Below are 19,489 nucleotides of genomic sequence, written 5' to 3' on the forward strand. Positions count from 1 at the left end.
CCAATGGTATTTTTCAGGTGATTCCGGGCGATAATTTTCGGCAGACCATTACGTTTCTATCAAAATGCATCATAATCCGCTGCTGTTGCAGGGGCGCATTTCCGTGAAAACAGGTTGAAAATTTTACAATTTATGAAAATAACAAGTATGTTCTCACAAGTCTAGACAATTACGTTCCTGCATTTTGCGGCTATTCACAAAATACGTTGGAAAACGCGTCAATACGACAGGATTGCACCGATTATTGGGCATTGATTTTATGATAATGATGTTGAAGGCCTTGCGTTGCGTGATCGATTGCGTGTCAGTGTTCTTGCAGTATAGTTAAAACAGGCCGTACGTGCCGGGCGGAACGCCCGTGGGCACGCGGGTTACCTGGAGATCATCACGGCAGGACTGTAGCACAAGCGATACCGGTCGTCAGCGTTCGGCCAGAGCGACTTAATGTGGCAATGGCACCGGACGCACAGGAGGAGACCATGAAGGAAGCGCTGTTTTATGAACGGGAAGAAGACAGCCGGGTGCGCTGCGGCCTTTGCCGCTTCCGATGCCTGATCGCCGATGGGGCGCGGGGCATCTGCATGGTCCGGGAAAACCGGGGTGGTACCCTGTACAGCCTGGTCTACGGTAAACTCTGCGCCGAGCATGTTGATCCAATCGAAAAAAAACCGCTCTTCCATGTCATGCCGGGAAGCAGGTCGTATTCCATTGCAACGGTGGGGTGCAACTTCCGCTGCCGCCACTGCCAGAACTACTCCATTTCCCAGGTGGAGCGGGATGAACCGATCCCGGGGATGGAGCAGACCCCTCAGGAGATCGTTCTGAGCGCCAGGAATAACGACTGTCGTTCCATCTCTTACACCTATACCGAGCCGACCATCTTCTTCGAGTTCGCCTACGACACCGCCCGCCTCGCCAAGGAGGCGGGGCTGCGCAATATTTTCGTCACCAATGGCTACATCAGCAAAGAGGCGCTGGCGATGATCACGCCATACCTGGATGCCGTCAACATCGACCTGAAGGGCTTCTCGGAAAGTTTTTACCGCGACGTTGTCCATGCTCGTCTCTCCGAAGTCCTCGACTCGATCATCGAGCATCGCAACCAGGGAATCTGGATTGAACTCACCACCCTGATTATCCCGGGACTCAACGACTCTGACGCCGAGTTGAAGGGCATAGCAGCGTTCATTGTTGACAACCTTGGGGTCGACACCCCTTGGCATGTGACCCAGTTCTACCCCACCTACAAGTTGACCGACCGTCCGAGGACGCCAGTTGATACCTTGCGAAAGGCGCGGGAGATCGGCCGCGCCGCCGGGCTGCGCTATGTTTACGAAGGCAACGTGCCCGGCGAAGGCGGTGAAAACACCCGGTGCCCCTCCTGTTCAACACTGCTGATCGAGCGTTACGGTTTTGCCATAGGCACCAACAGGATTCGCAATGGGGCCTGTCCCGAATGCGGTGCCGCCATAGCCGGTATCGGCATCTGATGCGTATGGCGGAACTTGCGGCAGATCGGGCACTTGGATGGAGGTGGCAACCGGTCGCGCCCGGTGAAAACAAAGCCGCATGTCCGGCATTCGGCTGGGGTAACCTGCACCAGCTTCAGGCGCCAAACGAGATCACCGGTGCGATATACCTCGCATACACCGTGCAGTGGGACCGCGAGCGGTTCGCCGGCTGGATTCGCCCATTGGAAGAAGAAAAGATTGCCCGGATCAACTCTTCTTGCTCGTCTTTGCGTAGAATGTGGTGTAGTGCGGGAGTACGTTACTCCCTTTGCAGGTAGGGCACACTCTGGGCCCCTGCTCATGATCCGCCATACTCATCTTTACTGAAAAGATCGTGCCACATGCTTCACATCGATACTCATAGATCGGCATAGCGGTTGTCCTCATTTTGTTGTAAGGATGAAATCATTGCCGCTCCCGGGCCCGCCAGAAGACACCTCTGTGTTGGTCCTCCGCCACCGGATGCGCACCCCGGCTTCGGCCGGTTCCAAAGAGCTATCCCGGAGCGCAGGGGACGATGGCAGCCCCTGTCGCGGCATCGGTAAGCATCGTCTGGAAGCAACAGAAAACGGCGCCTTTATCCGCACGAGGGCTCGCCAGCCTTCTCACTCGGCTAAAGCTCCTTGATATTACTGAACTCTCCCCAGGCCAGGAAGTCCTTGGGGGCTTCCACAAAGTCGTAGATGTTTTCCATGATTTCGAGATGTTTTCTCTCCTCTTCGGCGAGCATGAGGAGGATTTTTGCTGTCGCTGGGGCTGCCTCCCTCTTGGCCATATCCTCGTACAACATGATCCCCGCCATGGAAAACTTGATTGCATGCCGGTACCCGTCGGGATCACTCTTCAGTATTGTGAGGACATTCTTCCTGTCCAGAAGGTCCTGGAAGACATTTTTGGTATTTTCCAGCAACTTTGAGTCGGCACTGCCGGGGGTTACATTCTTCTTCATCGCTTTGATCGCCCTGCTATGTTCCTCCTCAGCAGCAGCCAGCATGGAAAAAATCGATTTTAACTCGGGCTCGCTCGTTTCCGCGGCCAGTTTCTCATAAAATGCCTTGCTGTCCTCTTCCATTTTCAGCGCAAAATCGAATACGTTCATCTCCGTCTCCTGTCCCGTCCGATTTCATCCGTCCGATCTTCGTGTTTTGGGTTTCCCTGCGCTGCCAGGCAAATAGAAAGCCGTTCATCTATTACTTCAATTTGAGTATAGCCTGAAGAGCAGGTTCTTCAATGCTTGAAAAAACATTTTTGCCACCCCATGTGACGGGAAGTAACAGCGATCTATTTGGCGAGACGATCATCCTGTTTGGCGCAGCGTCACCTCTTACAACCTGGTGTGCACAAAAGGGATAAAAAATGCTGTGGAATCCGATCCGGAAAAATCCTGCGGCATGGCTGGTCATCACTCGGAATAACCTGGTGGGAGACCGGCTTTATCCATTGAAAAGACGTGATAACGTTCAGCACCGTCTTGACAATACAATGGTGAGAGATACCTTTAACCATATCCAGACTAAAAATAGCAGGGACGTCAATCACGGAGGTGTTCTAAATGACAGTTCAGATTAATGAAAAAGAGGAGGAAAAAATCGAGGGGCTGACAAGAGAAGCCGAAATCCTGATAGAGGAGGAAGCCTCTAAGAAGGATCTTAAAGAAAAACGGGGGGTCATAAAGCAAACATATTATGATGGCTCAAAAAAACTGAAACACATCGTCCCGAAAGGAAAACGCATATAGCCGGACGATACTGCTACCGTAACGTCTGGACGCCACTGTTTGCCGACAAAAGATGATCCGCAGCCCTACATACTGAGGCGTTTCATCTTTTCGACCAGGGTTGTCCGGTTGATGCCGAGCAGTGTGGCTGCCTTTGCCTTAACCCCCCCGGCCATGGCCAGGGCTTGCGAGATCAATGATTTTTCGATGGTGGTCAGGGAATCGACCATGTTGATCCCCTGTTCGGTAAGTTCGATGTACGGTCCGCCCGATGCCAGCCTCTGGCCGCTGATTCCTGGCGGGAGGTCTTCATAGTGGATAACGTCCCCCTCCGTCAGGGCCACCAGCCGTTCCACCATGTTTTCCAGCTCCCGCACGTTACCTGGCCAGGCGTACGCTTCCAACGCCTCCAGGGCGTGCTTGTTGATGGTCATGGGCGTGCGTGACATCACCCGGCAGCATTTTGCCAGGAAATGTTCCACCAGCGCCATGATGTCGGACTGGCGTTCACGCAGGGGAGGGAGGTGCAGGGGGATGACATTGAGGCGGTAGAAGAGGTCTTCGCGGAACTTGTTCTGGCGGACCTGCTGCTCCAGGTCCAGGTTGGTGGCCGAGATGATCCGCACATCAAGTTTGATCGGTTTGTTCGAGCCGACCCGTTCCAGTTCCTGTTCCTGGATGACGCGCAGCAGTTTGGTTTGCAGGTGCAGAGGCATGGTCCCGATCTCGTCCAGAAAGATGGTCCCGTGATTGGCCGCCTCGAATTTTCCGGCCTTGTCCCTGATGGCGCCGGTGAAGGCGCCGCGTACATGACCGAACAGTTCGCTCTCCAGCAGGGCCTCCGGTATGGCGCTGCAGTTGACGGCAATGAACGGCTTGTCCCGCCGGTTGCCGTTGTAATGGAGAGCCCGGGCCACCAACTCCTTGCCGGTGCCCGATTCTCCGCTGATCAATACAGTCGAGTCGGTCTTGACGATGCGGGTCATCCGTTCGAAGACCAGGGTCATGGCCGGGGAACTGCCGATGATGTTGCTGAATTCGAAACGTTTCTGGAGTTGCTTGCGCAGGTAGATATTTTCTGAGAGGAGCTGCTGCTTCTCCAGGGCTTTGCCGATGACCAGCTTCAGCTCGTCGAAATTGACCGGTTTGGTTATGTAGTCGCAGGCTCCTTCCTTCATGGCCCGCACCGCTGTTTCGGCGGAGGCGTGACCGGTGATGACGATGACCTCGGTGGAAGGGGAGATGGTGCGGGCGCTCTGCAGGATGTCGAACCCGCTTTTGTCCGGCAGGAACAGGTCGGAGACGATCAGTTTGAACGGCTCCTGGGCCATGAGTTCGAGGGCCGCTTCACCGGTGGCTGCCGAGGCAACACTGTACCCGACCGATTTAAGGAGCAGTTCCAGGGCCTCGCGCCCCGAGTCGTCGTCGTCAATCAGGAGGATCCGGGTGTCGTGTACCATCGTACCTACCTCACATGCCGTCGTGCTTTAAAAGTATATTGAAAATCGTAATGAGGAGGCCGATATGCAAGGCGCAAGCGAGCGAGGAAGCGAGGCGTACCCCTCGGTACGTCGAGCTTGTGAGCGAGCGGCAACGCCGCAGATCGGCCCCGCAGTAGATTTTCAATATACTTTTAAACGTTGAAGCGGAAATGCATCACGTCGCCGTCCTTAACCACGTACTCCTTGCCTTCCAGGCGCATGAGCCCCTTTTCCTTGGCCCCGGCCTCGCCGTTGCACGAGATGAAGTCGGCATAGGCGATCACCTCGGCCCGGATAAAACCCTTTTCAAAGTCGGTATGGATCACACCGGCAGCCTGGGGAGCCTTGGTGCCGTTGACGATGGTCCAGGCCCGTACTTCCTTGACGCCGGCGGTGAAATAGGTGATCAGCCCCAGCAGTTCGTAGCCGCTGCGGATCAGGCGGTCCAGACCCGCTTCCGCCAGCCCCATGTCGTGGAGGAATGCCTGTTTTTCCTCTCCTTCCAGTTCCGAGATCTCGGCTTCGAGCTTGCCGCAGATCACCACCGCCCCGGCGCCTTCCGCCCCGGCGATCTCCCGTACCTGGGCCACAAAGGGGTGCTCGCCGCCCAGGTCGTCCTCGGCCACGTTGGCCACATACAGGACCGGTTTGTCGGTCAAGAGGTGCAGGTCCCGCAGCCAGAGCCGCTCATCCTCGTTTTCCGCCACGCCGCGGAGCCTTTTGACCTGTTCCAGCAAAGCCCGGACCCGCTGGTAGAAGGCGACCTCGTCCTTGGCCTTCTTGTCGCCGCTGCGCGCCATCTTGTCGGCCCGCAGGATTTTCTTGTCCACCGTGTCCAGATCGGCCAGGGCCAGTTCGGTGTTGATCACTTCGATGTCGTCGGCCGGCGAGACACGGCCGCTGACATGCACCACATTATCGTCGTCAAAACAGCGCACCACATGGACGATGGCGTCCACGCTGCGGATATGGCCCAGGAACTGGTTGCCGAGTCCCTCTCCCGAACTGGCCCCCTTGACCAGACCGGCGATGTCCACGAACTCGATGGTGGTGGGCTGGATCTTCTGCGGTTTGACAATGGCCGAGAGCTGATCCATGCGCGGGTCGGGCACCTGTACGATCCCCACGTTGGGGTCGATGGTGCAGAAGGGGTAGTTGGCCGATTCGGCGCCGGCCGAGGTCAGTGCGTTGAAGATGGTGGACTTGCCCACGTTGGGCAGCCCGACGATACCGCAGTTAAAACCCATGATTTCATCCTTAATTGCGTACTATTCAAACGTCAATTCTGCCACAACATTGAAGATCATAATCTGCCACAGAGACACAGAGATTCAGAGAAAACCAAAGAAATGAAAAACGAAAAAACAACTATTCATATTTCATTGCGCTTTTCTCTGTGAACCTCTGTGTCTCCGTGTCTCTGTGGCAGATTTTCTGATTTTTTGTAATTTCACCCATCCAGGAAGTTGCGGTTGTTGAACATGCTCATGGCCTTGGGCAGTCCCTCGTCCAGCATCATCTCCAGCATGTCCTGGCCGCCGTCCAGTATTTTGGGAAGGGCCTCCATCTGGTCCGGAGGGATGTTTCCCAGGACGTAATTGCTCGTATCCCCGTGGACCGGTTTGCCGATGCCGATACGCAGCCTGATGAAATCCCCCTTGCCGAGTTGTTCCATAATGGAACGCAGGCCGTTGTGCCCGCCATGCCCGCCCCCTTGCTTGAAGCGTGCCGTTCCGAACGGCAGGTCGAGCTCGTCATGGATCACGACCAGGTTCGACAGGGGGAGTTTGTAAAACTGGAGCGCTTGCATGACCGACTTTCCGGAGAGGTTCATGAAGGTCTGCGGCTTGAGCAGGATCAGGCGGTCGTCGCCGCGGCTCCATTCGCCCGCCAGCCCGGAAAAGGACTTGCGGGTTATGGAGAGGTTTTCCCGGTGAGCCAGGCGATCCAAAAAAAGGAAACCCGCATTGTGGCGGGTCCATTGGTACATGGGGCCGGGATTACCCAGCCCCGCTATGAGTAAAGTCTTCATGGAATAAAACTGATCCGGTTACGCGGCAGGTTCGGCGGGGGCTGCGGCAGCAGCCGCTGCTGCGGCATCTTCTTCCGCTTCTTCCTTGGTTCTGCCGAGGACGCTGACCACGGGGGTCTTGGGGTTTTCGAGCAGTTTGACCCCATCCGGGAGAGGAATCTCGCCGATGTGGATCGAGTGGTTGAGTTGCAGGCTGGTGATGTCGATCTCGATGGTGTCGGGGATATTGCCCGGCAGACATTCCACGTGCAGTTCGTGATGGGCCAGGTCCAGCAGGCCGCCTTCCTTGACGCCTGCGGCGGTGCCCTTCAGGATGACCGGGACCGTAACGCGCAGTTTTTCGTTCATGTTGATGCGGTGGAGGTCAACGTGGCGATAGGTGCCTCTGAGCGCATCACGCTGCATATCGGCAATAATGGCCATGCTCTGGTCCAGGCTGCCGCCTCCCACCAGGGTGATCAGGTTGTTCTGGCCGCCTTCGCCTGCAAGGGCATCCTGAAGATCGCGATATTTGATGCTTACCGCAACAGGATCCATTCCCTTGCCGTACACGACGCCGGGGACCATATCGGCAATTCTCAACTGGCGGCTGACGCCCTTGCCGGTCTTCGATCTCAGTTCGATGTTCATCAGTTTCTGTTGCATACGGTGTTCCTCCACGTGTAGTGATGGGGCGGACCCCACCCTGTACAATTATAAAAGTATGTTCCTAAACAAAAAGCGAGCTGACGGATTCATCCTCATGGATGCGGCGGATGGCCTCCGCCAGAAGCCCCGACACGGACAGCATCGTGATCTTCGTTGTCATGTTTTCCTTGTCTCCCAGCGGGAGGGTGTCGGTCAACACGACCTCGGAGATCTCCGAATTGTTGATACGTTCGATGGCCGGACCGGAGAGCACGCCATGGGTGGCGCAGGCATAGACGGCAGTGGCGCCGTTTTCCTTGAGCGCCTTGGCCGCCTGGGTAAGTGTTCCGGCGGTGTCGATCATGTCGTCCAGAATGATGGCGATCTTGCCGCGCACATCGCCGATCAGGTGCATGACCTCGGCAACGTTGGGGCCGGTGCGGCGTTTATCGATCACCGCCAGTGAACATTCCAGCCGTTTGGCAAAAGCCCTCGCCCGTTCGGTGCCGCCCGCATCCGGGGTCACCATCACGATCGGCTGGCCGTCGAAGCGGTTTTTTAGGTGATTGAGGATGACGGGTGCCGCATAGAGGTTGTCCACCGGAATATCGAAGAACCCCTGGATCTGGCCGGCGTGCAGGTCTACCGTTACCACCCGGTCGATACCGGCCGTGGTGATCAGGTCGGCCACCAGCTTGGCGGTGATCGGGGTACGGGGCGCGGCCTTGCGATCCTGGCGGGCGTAACCGTAATAGGGGACCACGGCGGTGATGGTCGCGGCGGAGGCCCGTTTGAGGGCGTCGGTCATGACCAGCAGTTCCATCAGGTTGTCGTTGGTCGGGGCGCAGGTGGACTGGATGACATAGACATCACGGCCACGGACGTTTTCGTTGATTTCAACCATAACCTCGCCGTCCGAAAACCTACGGACACGGGCCGCCCCCAACGGCATCTTGAGGGCCTCGCAAATTTTCAGGGCAAGGGTTGGGTTGGAATTGCCGGAAAAGATTTTGATCTTGTCGAGCATAATGGTTTGTCTGCCTCTCAGCCAAAAAGGACTATACCGGGCTCTACGCGCGGAAATCCCTGAATTTCCAAAAAGGAAATGAAAGATATACTAAAACGACCGTCAAAATGCAACCTCTTTCGCTCATGGGGCGCTTATTCCCTGCCGGAGGCATCCAAACCGGCTCGGACGTGCGTTTGTCCGGCCGTGGTGCGCGGAGGGGCGCGGCGTCAGCCCCGCAGCACGATCACCTCGGTCAGGGCAAACAGAAGAAAATGCGTTGCCTCGTCGGCCTCTAGCTCCAGGTCTGCAGCGATGCGCCCGGCCGGGTCCGTGCCGTTCAAACGCTCCAGAAGACGGAAATAGGGCTCGGCCAGGGACTCGGTGCAGACCCCGTCGCGGCCCGGATAGATGGCGGCAAAGGAGCCGACCGGGGCCAGGGTGTCGGCCAGGCGGCGAATGTCCGGCACGCCGGCATCCAGAATTTCCAAGATTTCGTAGTGAAACTCCGCCAGACGGACCGACCCTGCCAGCCGCAATGGTAGGTGCAGGAGGCGGCCCTTATCCTTGTTTCGCCCCGGCGGTTGTTCCGGCGGGGTCAGGAGTGCGGCGGCATAGTGGTAGTGGTAATCCACCAGGTCGAGAACCACGGGCAGAAGCCGTTTCAGGCCCGGTTTGCCGAATGCGCTGCCCAGAAAGTCCCGTTGGAGTTGCCAGACCGCCTGGTCGTCCAGATCGCTTTCACCGATCTGCGCGTCCTGCACGGTCGGCAGCCATTGGGAAAACAGGTTCAGAAAACCGCTGGGGGATGTCTTGAGGGCTTTGACGACCTCATTGAACCAGGCCACGGCCTTGCCCCGGGTGTAGAAGATGTCGCAGGCCGTTGCCAGGCGCTGCGCCACGATCATGTCGCCAGCCGAGATCGTGGGGGAGGAGAGCAGGGTGTAGGGCGGCTGGGGCAGGTGGTTGAGGCCGATGGCGGCGCTCCGGTCGGCAAGGGGGGTGCCGGGCAGCACCGCCAGGGGGAAGATGTCCAGGTGGTTGGGGTAGAGCGCCAGGGCAAAGTCCAGGCTGCGGCGGAAACCCGCCAGGGTGTCGCCGGGCAGGCCGTAGATGAGGTCGAAGCCGAAGGTGGCGCCGCTCTCGTTGAGCAGGCTGATCCGTGCGGCAAAGTCGTCGGGCCGAAAGGAACGCCCAACCCCCCGCAGGACATGGCTGTCGGCGCTTTGCAGGCCGATCTGCAGCGAGCAGGTGATTTGGGAAAAGAGGTTGGCCAGTTCCCGGTCGATGAACTCGCTGCGGACTTCGAAGTGGAAGTGGATGCCGGGCGCGATCCTTTTGATCAGCCTCAGGATGGCCTTGGCCCTTTTCAAGTCCTGGTTGAACGTGGAATCGAGCACAAAGACCTGGGATACCCGGCCCTTGGCAAAATGGCGCAGTTCGGATTCGATCCGCTCCAGGGAAAAACGCCGTACGCCGTGCTGACCCCGGGAGTCGAAACAAAAATCGCAGGTAAAGCCGCATCCGCGGGAAAGCTGCCACAGGATGCCCGGATAGCGGCCGTAATCCAGAAGGCCCTCCAGGTAAGGGGAGGGGATGGCGTCCAGATCGGCCAAGGGGGCGGCGGGGGTAAAGGGCGTCGCCGTCCCTGGCAGCAGTATGCCGGGGATGCCCTCCAGGGGGGCGTTGCCGGCCAGTCGCGTGCAGAGGGTCGCAAAAGGTTTTTCCCCTTCACCCACGATGGCCAGGTCCAGGGAAGATCCGTCGAGCACGCCGTGCGGGTCGGCCGTCACCTCCGGCCCGCCGGCGAAAAGCAGCACCCGGGGCATGCAGCGGCGCACCTCGGCCGCGATTGCCAGGCAGGCGGCGCGGTTCCATACATACAGGGAAAAACCGATGGCTGCCGGTTGCCGCTCTACCAGGTTGTGGGCGCACGCGAGGGCGTCGTCGCCGACAAAAAAATCCTCCAAGTCTATTTCTGTGCCTGTTTCGGCCGCAAAGCATTTTAAAAAGGCGTTGGCAAGAGGAATCGCCTGGGGGGAAGGGGCGGGATGAAGTGAGACAAGGGTGATGCGCACGGGTGCGAATCCTTTCAAGAAGCGTCCGGTAAGGGGACGCCCAGGCGGTTTGCGGCCGGTACAATGAAAAAGGGTTAGCTTGGCAAGCTAACCCTATTGGTAGCGATCCTTCTTTGTTGCTTGGAAAATTACTACAATTTCTGGTCAAAGTCAATAGCAAAATCAATATGTTCGCTCGATACTACCGTGGCTGGCCGGGGATGTGTGCCCGGTGTTTACACTACCTGCACCATTGTATACCAGCAAATTATATGCGTAGGTCGTCGCCAAGCCGCATTTTTATTGGCAATTTGCAAAGGGTTTGTGATATGTGTATGAAAAATAGCAAGAAGTAGCAGGTAAACCTGAGAGTGGTCGTCGCAAGAATCTAGTCTGATCTACAAGAAGCAATGCTCTGATTCATGTACAGATGCCTTCGTAATGGAGGCTAATTCATAGAGCTCGAAAGGAGAGCACAATGACCAAGGCAGAGCTGGCAGTAAAGATCGCAGAGGCGGCAGGAATCACCAAGACGCAGGCTGAAAAGGCCCTCAAGGGGTTCATCGATGCTACAACCGCAGCACTCAGGAGTGGCGAAAAAGTCACCTTGATCGGCTTCGGTACCTTCAGTGCGGTCACGCGAAAAGCTCGTACCGGACGGAACCCCCAGACCGGCAAGGCTCTCAAGATTCCGGCCAAGACCGTTGGCAAGTTCTCCGCAGGCAAACCTTTGAAAGACCTTAAGGCAGCTGCGCCGAAGAAAGCCGCTCCCAAAAAGGCGGCTCCTAAAAAGGCAAAAAAGAAATAGCTCTGTATCAATGGGTGGCTTTTTTAAACCCAGCATGGCCGGGGCGTCACACAAGCAAAGGCCGTTTTCGCACAGAAAACGGCCTTTATTTCGGTTCTCCGCAAAACTCTCTTCCCAATGACCGCAGGCGAGGGACGCAAGCCTATGGATGACAAGCAAACCCCTGACGCAGCCGGATTCGGTCCCGGACTTGCCGTGATTCGAAAACGACGCAGGTATTTTTTCGGAACCGTCGCCATCTACATACCGGCCATGTGGGTCATCCATTCAATTTCGCCGACCTACCGCACGATGGGCACCTCCATCGGGATATGGGTTGTTATTCTCATTATTACCATGTTCTGGTCGGCTGTGTGCGTCTGCCCCCGCTGCGGAAATCTTTTCCATGTCAATGGTATGACCCTCCTTTATTTGCGCAAATGTCTCCATTGCCAGCTCCACATAAATGCCGACAAAAAGCCCACAGACGCCTGAAAATACCGCGACGGCACCAACCCGTTCATAATCGCATTCCTTCACATTTCGCAATGAACCTCGCCCCGATAGCGGAGGCCGCAGAGGCTTTGCCCAGGTAGTTGTGGGCGGCCTTGCGGTTTCCCGTGCCGTTGTCGGCGTTATGCGCTGGGGTGGGGGACTTACGCAGCAAAGAGGCACCTCCATCTATCGATGAAGATGCCTCTTTACTTTGATTCTTTGCCTCTATGCTCCGGATCGGATGATCCTCGGAGATTCAGTGATCCGGCTCGAACGGCACCGGTTCGCAGACGCTGGTGCTGCTGTGGGTTTTCGCCCCGCATCTGGAACAATAGAATGCGGGTTCGCTGCTCAATTGGGCGCGCTGTCGGCTATCGGTAACCGCGCATATCTTTGCACTTTTGCTTGCCATGACCTGATCCCCCTTTCGGGATGTGTCGTACATCGTACTACCTTATTATTATCATAAACCTTTTTCGGGAAATGGGCAAAAAGAGTGGTGAGCGGTTTAGGCGTGATTGGAGAGAGTCCATTGCTGCCCGGATTTTATCCCGCTGCCCCTCTGTATCTCTCATAGCCGTGCCTCATTTGTCCGGTTGTCCGGCGTCTACTCACCCTCGGGGGAGGCTGCTATGAAATTTATTATAACACGTGAATTTCTGTCCGACGGTTTCGGGCGCAAGAGCGGAAAGATGGTAAACTTAATGGCAAACTGAGGAATCATGAGCCAACAACGTGGCGATCATAACGAGCGGCAGAGAATGGAGGATGCCATGATAATAGCCGTTCCCAAAGAGATCAAGAGAGAAGAGTACCGGGTGGCCCTTACACCGGCCGGCGCCGCGGAACTGACAAAGGCAGGTCACAAGGTGCTTGTGGAAAGCGGCGCGGGGAACGGGAGCGGCTTCTATGACGATCACTACCGGCAGAACGGCGCCACGATTGTTGCTCACAAAGAGCTGTTCCGGCAGGGCGAACTGATTGTCAAGGTTAAGGAACCACTACCGGAGGAATTTGATCTATTCCGGGAAGGACAGACCCTCTTTGCCTACCTTCACCTGGCCCCCAATCGCAAATTGACTATGTTTCTCGTGGAAAGAAGGATTGCCGCCCTGGCCTATGAAACCCTTGAAATCAACGGCGACCTCCCGCTATTGGCCCCCATGAGCGAGGTGGCAGGCCGGATGGCCCCCCTGGTGGCGGCTTGGTTGTTGCAAAGGTGCGTGGGAGGGGGCGGCCTGCTTCCGACGGGTGCGGTGGGGGTACGACCTGCCAAGGCGCTCATCCTGGGGGCTGGTACGGTTGGTTCCCATGCAGCTCGGGTTGCGACGGGCATCGGCATGGAGACCGTCGTGCTGAATCGGGGGATCGAGCGACTGCGGCGGATCGACGAGTTGACGGGCGGCCGGGTGCGAACCGGGTCGCTGGTGAGAGAAACCATCAGCACCGAGATAAGGGATGCGGACGTGGTCATCGGCGCGGTCTTGACGCCGGGCGGCAGGACTCCGTTGCTCATAACGGGGGAGATGGTGGGCGAGATGAAGAAGGGGGCGGTAATCGTCGACGTCGCGGTGGACCAGGGCGGCTGCGTCGAGACGACCCGTCCCACGACACATGGCGATCCCTTCTACCTTGTGGACGGCATTGTCCACTATGCCGTCGCCAACATGCCTGGGGCCTACCCGCAAACCTCCACCCTGGCCTTGACCAATGCCACACTCCCCTACGTGATGATGCTTGCCGAACACGGGGTAGAGCGGGCTGTTGCCAAGCTGCCAGCTTTGGCAACAGCGGTGAACGTCCGGGATGGGAGGATTGTCCATCCGGCTCTGCCACCTGTGTCATGAGATAGTGAAAAAAAGCTACAGTGTGTCTCAAAACAACAAAACAGCCACCTGCGAATTAACGTAAGTGGCTGTTTTATTGGCTGGGGCGGCAGGGATCGAACCTGCGAATGCCGGAATCAAAATCCGGTGCCTTACCGCTTGGCGACGCCCCAATAAACGAAAGAGGAAGAGATTGTATCTTAGATTGTTTCGGCAACGGCGGCGAACCAACCGGTGTCGGCGGTCAGAACGGTGCGGGCCCGTTCGGCGCTTTCCCGGTCCCGGAAGAGACCGAAGACGGTGGGGCCGCTACCGGACATCATGGCGCCTGCCGCACCCTCGCGAAGCATGATTTCCTTGATCTCGGCAATTACGGGAAAAGCGGGGATGGTTACCGATTCCAGGTCGTTGGAAAAGATCGAACAGATATCCTCAATACTCCGAAAAAGCTCGGGGAGTTTAGCCAGACCGTCCCGGTTTGTCAACTGTAAACTTCGATAAACCCAGGCCGTGGAAACATGCACACCAGGGTTGACCAGCAGCACCCAGACGGGCGGCATGGCCGGCATGGGGGCGAGCTGTTCGCCGACGCCCTCCGCCAGGGCCGGTTTTTGAAAGACGAAGAAGGGCACATCGGCCCCCAGGGTAAGGCCGATCTCCATGAGGCGCTGTTCCGAGAGCTGAAGGCCCAGCAACTCATTCATGCCCATCAGCACCGTGGCGGCATCGCTGCTCCCCCCGCCCAGGCCGGCCGCAACGGGGATGTTCTTGGCGATGTCGATGGCCGCCCCCATCCCCTGGTCCGCCAGGTCGAGCAAGGCTTTGGCAGCCTTCCAGGCGATGTTTCCCGGCCCGTCGGGCACGCCGTTTTTGCCGCAGGTAACGGTGATGCCGGGGGTGTCGGTCAGGGTAATGGTAATGATATCGCACAGGTTGACCCGCTGCATGACCATGCGCAGATCGTGATAGCCGTCGGGGCGGCGCCGGATCACGTCCAGGCGGTAGTTGACCTTGGCAGGGGCTTGTAACGTCAGGCTCTTCACACACACTCCATGGTTGCGGGGCGCACCCCGCAGTGATGTGGGTTGAAATTGGGAATATTTACTTAACGCAAGAGCCCCTTAAAGGCAAGCCCAAAGTGTCCACGGGCATGGTGGTTAAAAACTCATCGGCGAGTTTATCCGGTGCCGGGCATCGTCCCGGTTGCCTGCAACAGGGGAGATCGGGCCGGCGGTTTTTCGTTTGACGATAAAAAGCGGGCTTGCGCGGCGAGGTTTCACCATACTATACTGGTCACCGCCCCTGACGACAGGGGTGAGATTCGTTCAAAAGGAGATGTGACCGTGAATCCGAGATTTCCCGCCGAATGGGAAGCGCAGGACGGCGTCCTGCTGGCCTGGCCCCACGAGGGCACCGATTGGTCCTCTATGCTGGACGATGTCCATCCGGCCTTTGTCGAGATTATCCGCCGGATCACCCGGTTTGAACGGGTGGTGTTGACCGCGCCCAGCGCCGCCTCGGCCCGGGAGTGCCTGGCCGCCGCCGGTATTGACCTGGACAGGGTCGTTGTCTGCGAGGTGCCCAGCAATGATACCTGGGCCCGGGACTTTGGCCCCCTTACGGTAATCTTCAACGACCGGCCGGTGCTGCTGGACTTCGGCTTCAACGGCTGGGGACTCAAGTTCGCCGCCAATCATGATAATCTGATCTCCAAACGGCTCAAGGAACTGGGCGCGCTGGTCCCCAACCTCAAGACCGTCGGCCTGATCCTGGAAGGGGGCAGCGTCGAGAGCGACGGGCTCGGCACCATCCTGACCACCGCCGAATGCCTGCTATCGCCCAATCGCAACCCGCAACTGGACAAGGGGGAGATCGAACTGGCCCTGGCCTCCCTTCTGGGGGCCGGCCGCGTGCTGTGGCTCAATCACGGTTTCCTGGCCGGGGACGACACCGATTCCCATATCGACACACTGGCGCGCATCTGCCCGGACAATACCATCGTCTATACGGCCTGCGACGACCCCCGGGACGAACACTATCAGGAGTTGAAACTGATGGAGGAGGAACTGAAGGCCTTCCGGGCTCCGGACGGTTCACCCTACCGCCTGCTCCCGCTTCCCTGGCCCAAGGCCCGTTTCGATGACCAGGCCCACCGTCTGCCGGCCACCTACGCCAATTTTCTGGTGATCAACGGCGCCGTGCTGGTCCCCACCTACCGGGATCCGGAAAAGGACGAACCGGCCATGGCGTGCATCGGTCAGGCCTTTCCCGGCCGGGAGATCATCGGCATCGACTGCCTGCCGCTCCTGGAACAGCACGGCTCCCTGCACTGCGTGACCATGCAGTTGCCCCAGGGGGTCCTGCCATGACGCGACTCCTCAGGACTGCATTGATTCAGCAGCGTTGCGGCAACGATAAAGGCACAAACCTGGAGAGAAGTTGCGCCATGATCAGGCGCGCCGCGGCCGATGGGGCTGCGCTGGTGGTCCTACAGGAATTGCATGCCGGCCCATACTTCTGTCAGGTGGAGGACCCCGCCCTGTTCGATATGGCCGAGCCGATCCCGGGTGCCGCCAGCCGCGCCATTGCCGGCCTGGCCGGCGAGTTGGGGGTGGTCGTTGTGGCCTCGCTCTTCGAGCGTCGTGCCCCCGGCCTGTACCACAACACCGCTGTGGTCTTCGAAAAGGATGGCTCCACCGCCGGCATCTACCGCAAGATGCACATCCCCGACGACCCGGGCTTTTACGAGAAATTCTATTTTACGCCGGGGGATCTGGGGTTCAATCCGATCAAGACCTCGGTCGGCACCCTCGGGGTCCTGGTCTGCTGGGACCAGTGGTATCCCGAGGCGGCCCGCATGATGGCCCTGGCCGGGGCCGATCTCCTCATCTACCCCACTGCCATCGGTTGGGACCCGGCCGACGGCACGGCAGAGCAGGAGCGCCAGCGGGACGCCTGGATCACCGTTCAGCGCGGCCATGCCGTGGCCAATGGCCTGCCGCTTCTGGCCGTTAACCGGGTCGGGTTCGAGCCGTCCCCTCACCATCCCGAAACCGGAATCCGGTTCTGGGGAAGCAGTTTTGCGGCCGGGCCCCAAGGGGAACTGCTGGCGGAGGCCTCTCGGGAGGATGAGGACATCCTGCTGGTGGACCTGGATCTGGCGCGGAGCGAAACTGTGCGGCGCATCTGGCCGTTTCTCCGTGACCGGCGTATCGACGCCTATGGGGACCTGGTGAAGCGTTTCCGGGATTGATGCGGCAGACCCAGTTTTAAGATCGACACCCGCCACAGAGACACGGAGACACAGAGGTACACAGAGAAAAACGCAGTATCTAATTTGGGGAAAACAACATTTGAATCCGCTGTTTATTTGTTTTGCTCCCGCTTTTCTCCGTGTCTCCGTGTCTCTGTGGCGGACGTTTTCAGGGTGGTTAGGTGTGCCGAGCCAAACGGCAGAGGCCCCCAAAAGGTTGAAAAATCCTTTGGGGGCCTCTGCCGTTTCATGTCCGGTATGTTGCTGCGGGTACGGTCGGTAAGGCGACTTATCCTTTGAGCCCGGCTTCCTGGGCCAATGCGCGCCAGGCCGGCAGGCTCCGCTCGATCATGCCCATGTCCACGCAGTAGGCGATCCTGAAAAAGCCGGGCGCCCCAAATCCGCTTCCCGGCACCAGGAGGATGCGGTGTTTCTGGGCCAGTTTGATGAATGCCACGTCGTCGGCCAGGGGGGAGGCGGGGAAGAGGTAAAAGGCGCCGTCCGGTTTAACCACCTTGAACCCCATGGCGGTCAACTCCCGTAGCAGAAGATCGCGTTTCGACCGATACGGTTCGATATCCACCGACTCGTCCTGCAGGTTGGCCACCAGACGCTGCATGAGGGCCGGTGCATTGACGAAACCCAGGACACGGTTGCAGTAGATGGCGCCCCCCATGAACTGCATGGCGGTGGGCATCCGTGGGTTGATGGCCAGGTACCCGATCCGCTCGCCCGGCAGGGCCAGATCTTTGCTGTGGGAAGTAACGATGACGGCATTTTCTATCAGCGGGAAGATATTGGGGACGTGCTTGCCGTCATAGGTAATGCGGGCGTAGGGTTCATCGGAGATGACGTAAATATGGCGGCTGGTCTTCTGCTGCGTCTTCTCCAGGAGATCGCCGAGTTTACGCAGGCTTTCCGCAGGATAGATCACCCCGGTAGGGTTGTTGGGAGAGCAGACGATGATGGCCCGCGTCTTCGGCGTGAGCGCCCGTTCGATGGCGTCCACGTCGAGCTGGAAGGTGTCGCGGTCGGTCCAGACCGGCACCGGAACGCCGCCGTGGTTGTCGATGTACGATGTGTATTCCACAAAATAGGGGGCCAGGACGATAACCTCATCACCCGGATTGAGGATGGTCTTGAGCACCACATTGAGTGCCCCTCCCGCTCCGCAGGTCATGACCACGTGTTCGAAGGTGACCGGCAGCCCGGAATCCTTGGCCAGTTTGGCCGCCACGGCGGCCCGGGTTTCGGTGTAGCCCGCATTGTTCATATAACTGTGCATGCCGGGCAGGGGATGTTGGGCCAAGGCCAGAAGCTCGCGGTAGAAGGCTTCGGGCGGTTCCACATTCGGGTTTCCCAGGGTGAAGTCATAGACGTTGTCGGCACCGAATTCCCGGCGCAGAATCTCTCCCTCCTCGAACATCTTGCGAATCCAGGATGATCGTGAGATGAATCCGGCAATTTTGGTAGCGATGGCCATGGCTGTTCCTCCCTGGTGCCTTTTCTGATAAGATACTCCTTTCTTTATTACTACAACCGTTCCGGAGAACTCAATGGAAATTCCATCCTACCCTGACTCACGTCCTCTCGATCTTGTCGATAAGCCTTTGCTGGATGTGCGTTTTTCCGTTTTCCAACCGCGTATCTCCGAAATGACCTTTGCCGGCCTGTACCTGTTTCGCGCCGCCCACGACTATCGGTTGACCATGGTGGGGGACTCGTTGGTGGTCCTGGGGCGCGGGTATTCGGGGGAGCGCTACTGCATGCCGCCCCTGGGGGGGGGCGTGGAAACGGCGCTGGACAGGGTGTGGGACGACGGGCTGGAACTCTACGGCACCGATGAGGCGTTTGCGGAACGCTGTCTGAAGCGGGGAGGGGTGACCGCGGTGGAAGACCGGGACTCCTTCGACTATCTCTACCTGCGGGAGGAGCTTGCTACCCTGCCGGGCAACCGTTTTCACAAGAAAAAGAACCGTATCAGCTATTTTACCGCCCGCCACGAGTACCGGGTGGAGCCCTTCTCGGAACAGTACCGGGCGGGGTGTCGTAAGCTGCTGGAGGTCTGGAGGGGTATGGCTGCCGAGGAGGAGCCGTCCTTCGGGCTGGAGATCGAGGCCACCGCCGAGGCGGTGGAAAAAGCGGAACTTTTGGGGCTGGAAGGGGTTGTGGTGACGGTTGCCGGGGAGGTCAAGGCCTTCAGCCTGGGGGAGCGGCTCAACGTCGAGACCACGGTGTGCCATTTCGAAAAGACCGACCCTTTCATGGAGGGGCTCTCCCAGCTCATTAACCGCGAGTACAGCCGTCTTTTGTTCAATGACTGCAAATTTGTGAACCGGGAGCAGGACCTGGGGGATGCGGGGTTGCGCAGTGCCAAACTTTCCTACCATCCGGCCGAGTTGATCAAAAAGTTCCGCATTCGCCGGGCGCCATAACCACAAGCTATTTATAGCAATCATTGATTGTCACGGATCTTTCGCATAAACGGAGAAAGGCTACCACCCCCGACCCCTCCTAAACTAGGAGGGGGGGAAAGCGCCAAACTCTTCCCCCTCCTTGATAAGGAGGGGGGCAGGGGGTGGTTGATCCTCCCCGGAGGTGAGGGGAAAACGATAAATAGTTTGCAATCGCTGGAAAAATATTGTACATAACCTGTTCTTTTAAAGACGGCATCCGTGCCGCATCTCCTTGCTCCGG

At 58.1% G+C, this 19,489-nt stretch carries 18 protein-coding genes and 1 tRNA gene; 8 read left to right on the plus strand and 11 right to left on the minus strand.

The features are described 5' to 3' along the window. Positions 1–479 precede the first annotated feature (479 nt). Positions 480–1,490: an AmmeMemoRadiSam system radical SAM enzyme gene (gene amrS / locus F6V25_RS11655; RefSeq protein ID WP_151128736.1), complete on the plus strand. Its 1,011-nt coding sequence runs from the start codon at positions 480–482 to the stop codon at positions 1,488–1,490. Positions 1,491–1,718: 228 nt separating this feature from the next. Here the strand turns inward: amrS and F6V25_RS17530 are convergent, their stop codons facing one another. Together F6V25_RS17530 and F6V25_RS11670 are read right to left on the minus strand one after the other, a co-directional pair. Next, on the minus strand, positions 1,719–1,898 hold the full coding sequence (locus tag F6V25_RS17530; RefSeq protein WP_151128737.1) for an FmdB family zinc ribbon protein: 180 nt from the start codon (positions 1,896–1,898) through the stop codon (positions 1,719–1,721). 226 nt (positions 1,899–2,124) lie between these two features. After that, a complete protein-coding gene (locus tag F6V25_RS11670) occupies positions 2,125–2,610 on the minus strand; it encodes a ferritin-like domain-containing protein (RefSeq protein ID WP_151128738.1) in 486 nt (161 codons plus the stop codon). A gap of 453 nt (positions 2,611–3,063) precedes the next feature. On the opposite strand from F6V25_RS11670, the gene F6V25_RS11675 reads away from it, so the two are divergent. Then, positions 3,064–3,249: a hypothetical protein gene (locus F6V25_RS11675; RefSeq protein ID WP_151128739.1), complete on the plus strand. Its 186-nt coding sequence runs from the start codon at positions 3,064–3,066 to the stop codon at positions 3,247–3,249. A gap of 65 nt (positions 3,250–3,314) precedes the next feature. Here the strand turns inward: F6V25_RS11675 and F6V25_RS11680 are convergent, their stop codons facing one another. The 6 genes from F6V25_RS11680 to F6V25_RS11705 all read right to left on the minus strand — a co-directional run bounded on the left by F6V25_RS11680 (position 3,315) and on the right by F6V25_RS11705 (position 10,452). Continuing rightward, the gene (locus F6V25_RS11680; protein WP_151128740.1) at positions 3,315–4,688 is read right to left on the minus strand and encodes a sigma-54-dependent transcriptional regulator; all 1,374 of its coding nucleotides are present in this window, start codon (positions 4,686–4,688) and stop codon (positions 3,315–3,317) included. Between the two features lie 173 nt (positions 4,689–4,861). Further along, positions 4,862–5,956, minus strand: coding sequence for a redox-regulated ATPase YchF (gene ychF, locus F6V25_RS11685; protein WP_151128741.1), 1,095 nt, complete (start codon positions 5,954–5,956; stop codon positions 4,862–4,864). A gap of 203 nt (positions 5,957–6,159) precedes the next feature. After that, positions 6,160–6,741: an aminoacyl-tRNA hydrolase gene (gene pth / locus F6V25_RS11690; protein WP_151128742.1), complete on the minus strand. Its 582-nt coding sequence runs from the start codon at positions 6,739–6,741 to the stop codon at positions 6,160–6,162. 18 nt (positions 6,742–6,759) lie between these two features. Further along, positions 6,760–7,386, minus strand: coding sequence for a 50S ribosomal protein L25 (locus F6V25_RS11695; protein ID WP_151128743.1), 627 nt, complete (start codon positions 7,384–7,386; stop codon positions 6,760–6,762). A 64-nt stretch (positions 7,387–7,450) separates the two neighbouring features. Beyond that, positions 7,451–8,395, minus strand: a complete 945-nt coding sequence (locus F6V25_RS11700) for a ribose-phosphate pyrophosphokinase (protein WP_151128744.1) — start codon at positions 8,393–8,395, stop codon at positions 7,451–7,453. Positions 8,396–8,604: 209 nt separating this feature from the next. After that, positions 8,605–10,452, minus strand: a complete 1,848-nt coding sequence (locus F6V25_RS11705; protein WP_151128745.1) for a B12-binding domain-containing radical SAM protein — start codon at positions 10,450–10,452, stop codon at positions 8,605–8,607. A 430-nt stretch (positions 10,453–10,882) separates the two neighbouring features. Between F6V25_RS11705 and F6V25_RS11710 the strand changes: the two genes are divergently transcribed. The 3 genes from F6V25_RS11710 (at position 10,883) to ald (ending at position 13,560) form a co-directional block, all read left to right on the plus strand. After that, a complete protein-coding gene (locus F6V25_RS11710) occupies positions 10,883–11,239 on the plus strand; it encodes an HU family DNA-binding protein (protein WP_275095657.1) in 357 nt (118 codons plus the stop codon). Between the two features lie 144 nt (positions 11,240–11,383). After that, positions 11,384–11,713 (plus strand): hypothetical protein, encoded by a 330-nt coding sequence (locus F6V25_RS11715; protein ID WP_151128747.1) that lies wholly within the window; start codon positions 11,384–11,386, stop codon positions 11,711–11,713. Positions 11,714–12,486: 773 nt separating this feature from the next. Then, complete coding sequence (gene ald / locus F6V25_RS11720; RefSeq protein WP_151128748.1) at positions 12,487–13,560, plus strand: alanine dehydrogenase; 1,074 nt, start codon at positions 12,487–12,489, stop codon at positions 13,558–13,560. Between the two features lie 77 nt (positions 13,561–13,637). Here the strand turns inward: ald and F6V25_RS11725 are convergent. Both F6V25_RS11725 and ispE read right to left on the minus strand, forming a co-directional pair. Next, positions 13,638–13,712 (minus strand) — tRNA-Gln (locus F6V25_RS11725). Between the two features lie 27 nt (positions 13,713–13,739). Continuing rightward, on the minus strand, positions 13,740–14,582 hold the full coding sequence (ispE, locus tag F6V25_RS11730; protein WP_151128749.1) for a 4-(cytidine 5'-diphospho)-2-C-methyl-D-erythritol kinase: 843 nt from the start codon (positions 14,580–14,582) through the stop codon (positions 13,740–13,742). A 300-nt stretch (positions 14,583–14,882) separates the two neighbouring features. On the opposite strand from ispE, the gene F6V25_RS11735 reads away from it, so the two are divergent. Together F6V25_RS11735 and F6V25_RS11740 are read left to right on the plus strand one after the other, a co-directional pair. Further along, positions 14,883–15,908 (plus strand): agmatine deiminase family protein, encoded by a 1,026-nt coding sequence (locus tag F6V25_RS11735; RefSeq protein ID WP_151128750.1) that lies wholly within the window; start codon positions 14,883–14,885, stop codon positions 15,906–15,908. Further along, positions 15,905–16,792 carry a carbon-nitrogen hydrolase gene (locus tag F6V25_RS11740; protein WP_151128751.1) on the plus strand — a complete coding sequence of 296 codons (888 nt, stop codon included), beginning with the start codon at positions 15,905–15,907 and terminating at the stop codon, positions 16,790–16,792. Before F6V25_RS11735 ends, F6V25_RS11740 begins: the two co-directional genes overlap by 4 nt. 289 nt (positions 16,793–17,081) lie before the next feature. Here F6V25_RS11740 and F6V25_RS11745 read toward each other — a convergent pair whose 3' ends face one another. Continuing rightward, positions 17,082–18,275, minus strand: a complete 1,194-nt coding sequence (locus F6V25_RS11745; RefSeq protein WP_151128752.1) for a pyridoxal phosphate-dependent aminotransferase — start codon at positions 18,273–18,275, stop codon at positions 17,082–17,084. Positions 18,276–18,348: 73 nt separating this feature from the next. On the opposite strand from F6V25_RS11745, the gene F6V25_RS11750 reads away from it, so the two are divergent. Continuing rightward, positions 18,349–19,227: a DUF2156 domain-containing protein gene (locus tag F6V25_RS11750; protein WP_151128753.1), complete on the plus strand. Its 879-nt coding sequence runs from the start codon at positions 18,349–18,351 to the stop codon at positions 19,225–19,227. Positions 19,228–19,489 lie beyond the last annotated feature (262 nt).

The sequence above is a fragment of the Oryzomonas japonica genome, assembly GCF_008802365.1.
Lineage (GTDB): Bacteria > Desulfobacterota > Desulfuromonadia > Geobacterales > Pseudopelobacteraceae > Oryzomonas > Oryzomonas japonica.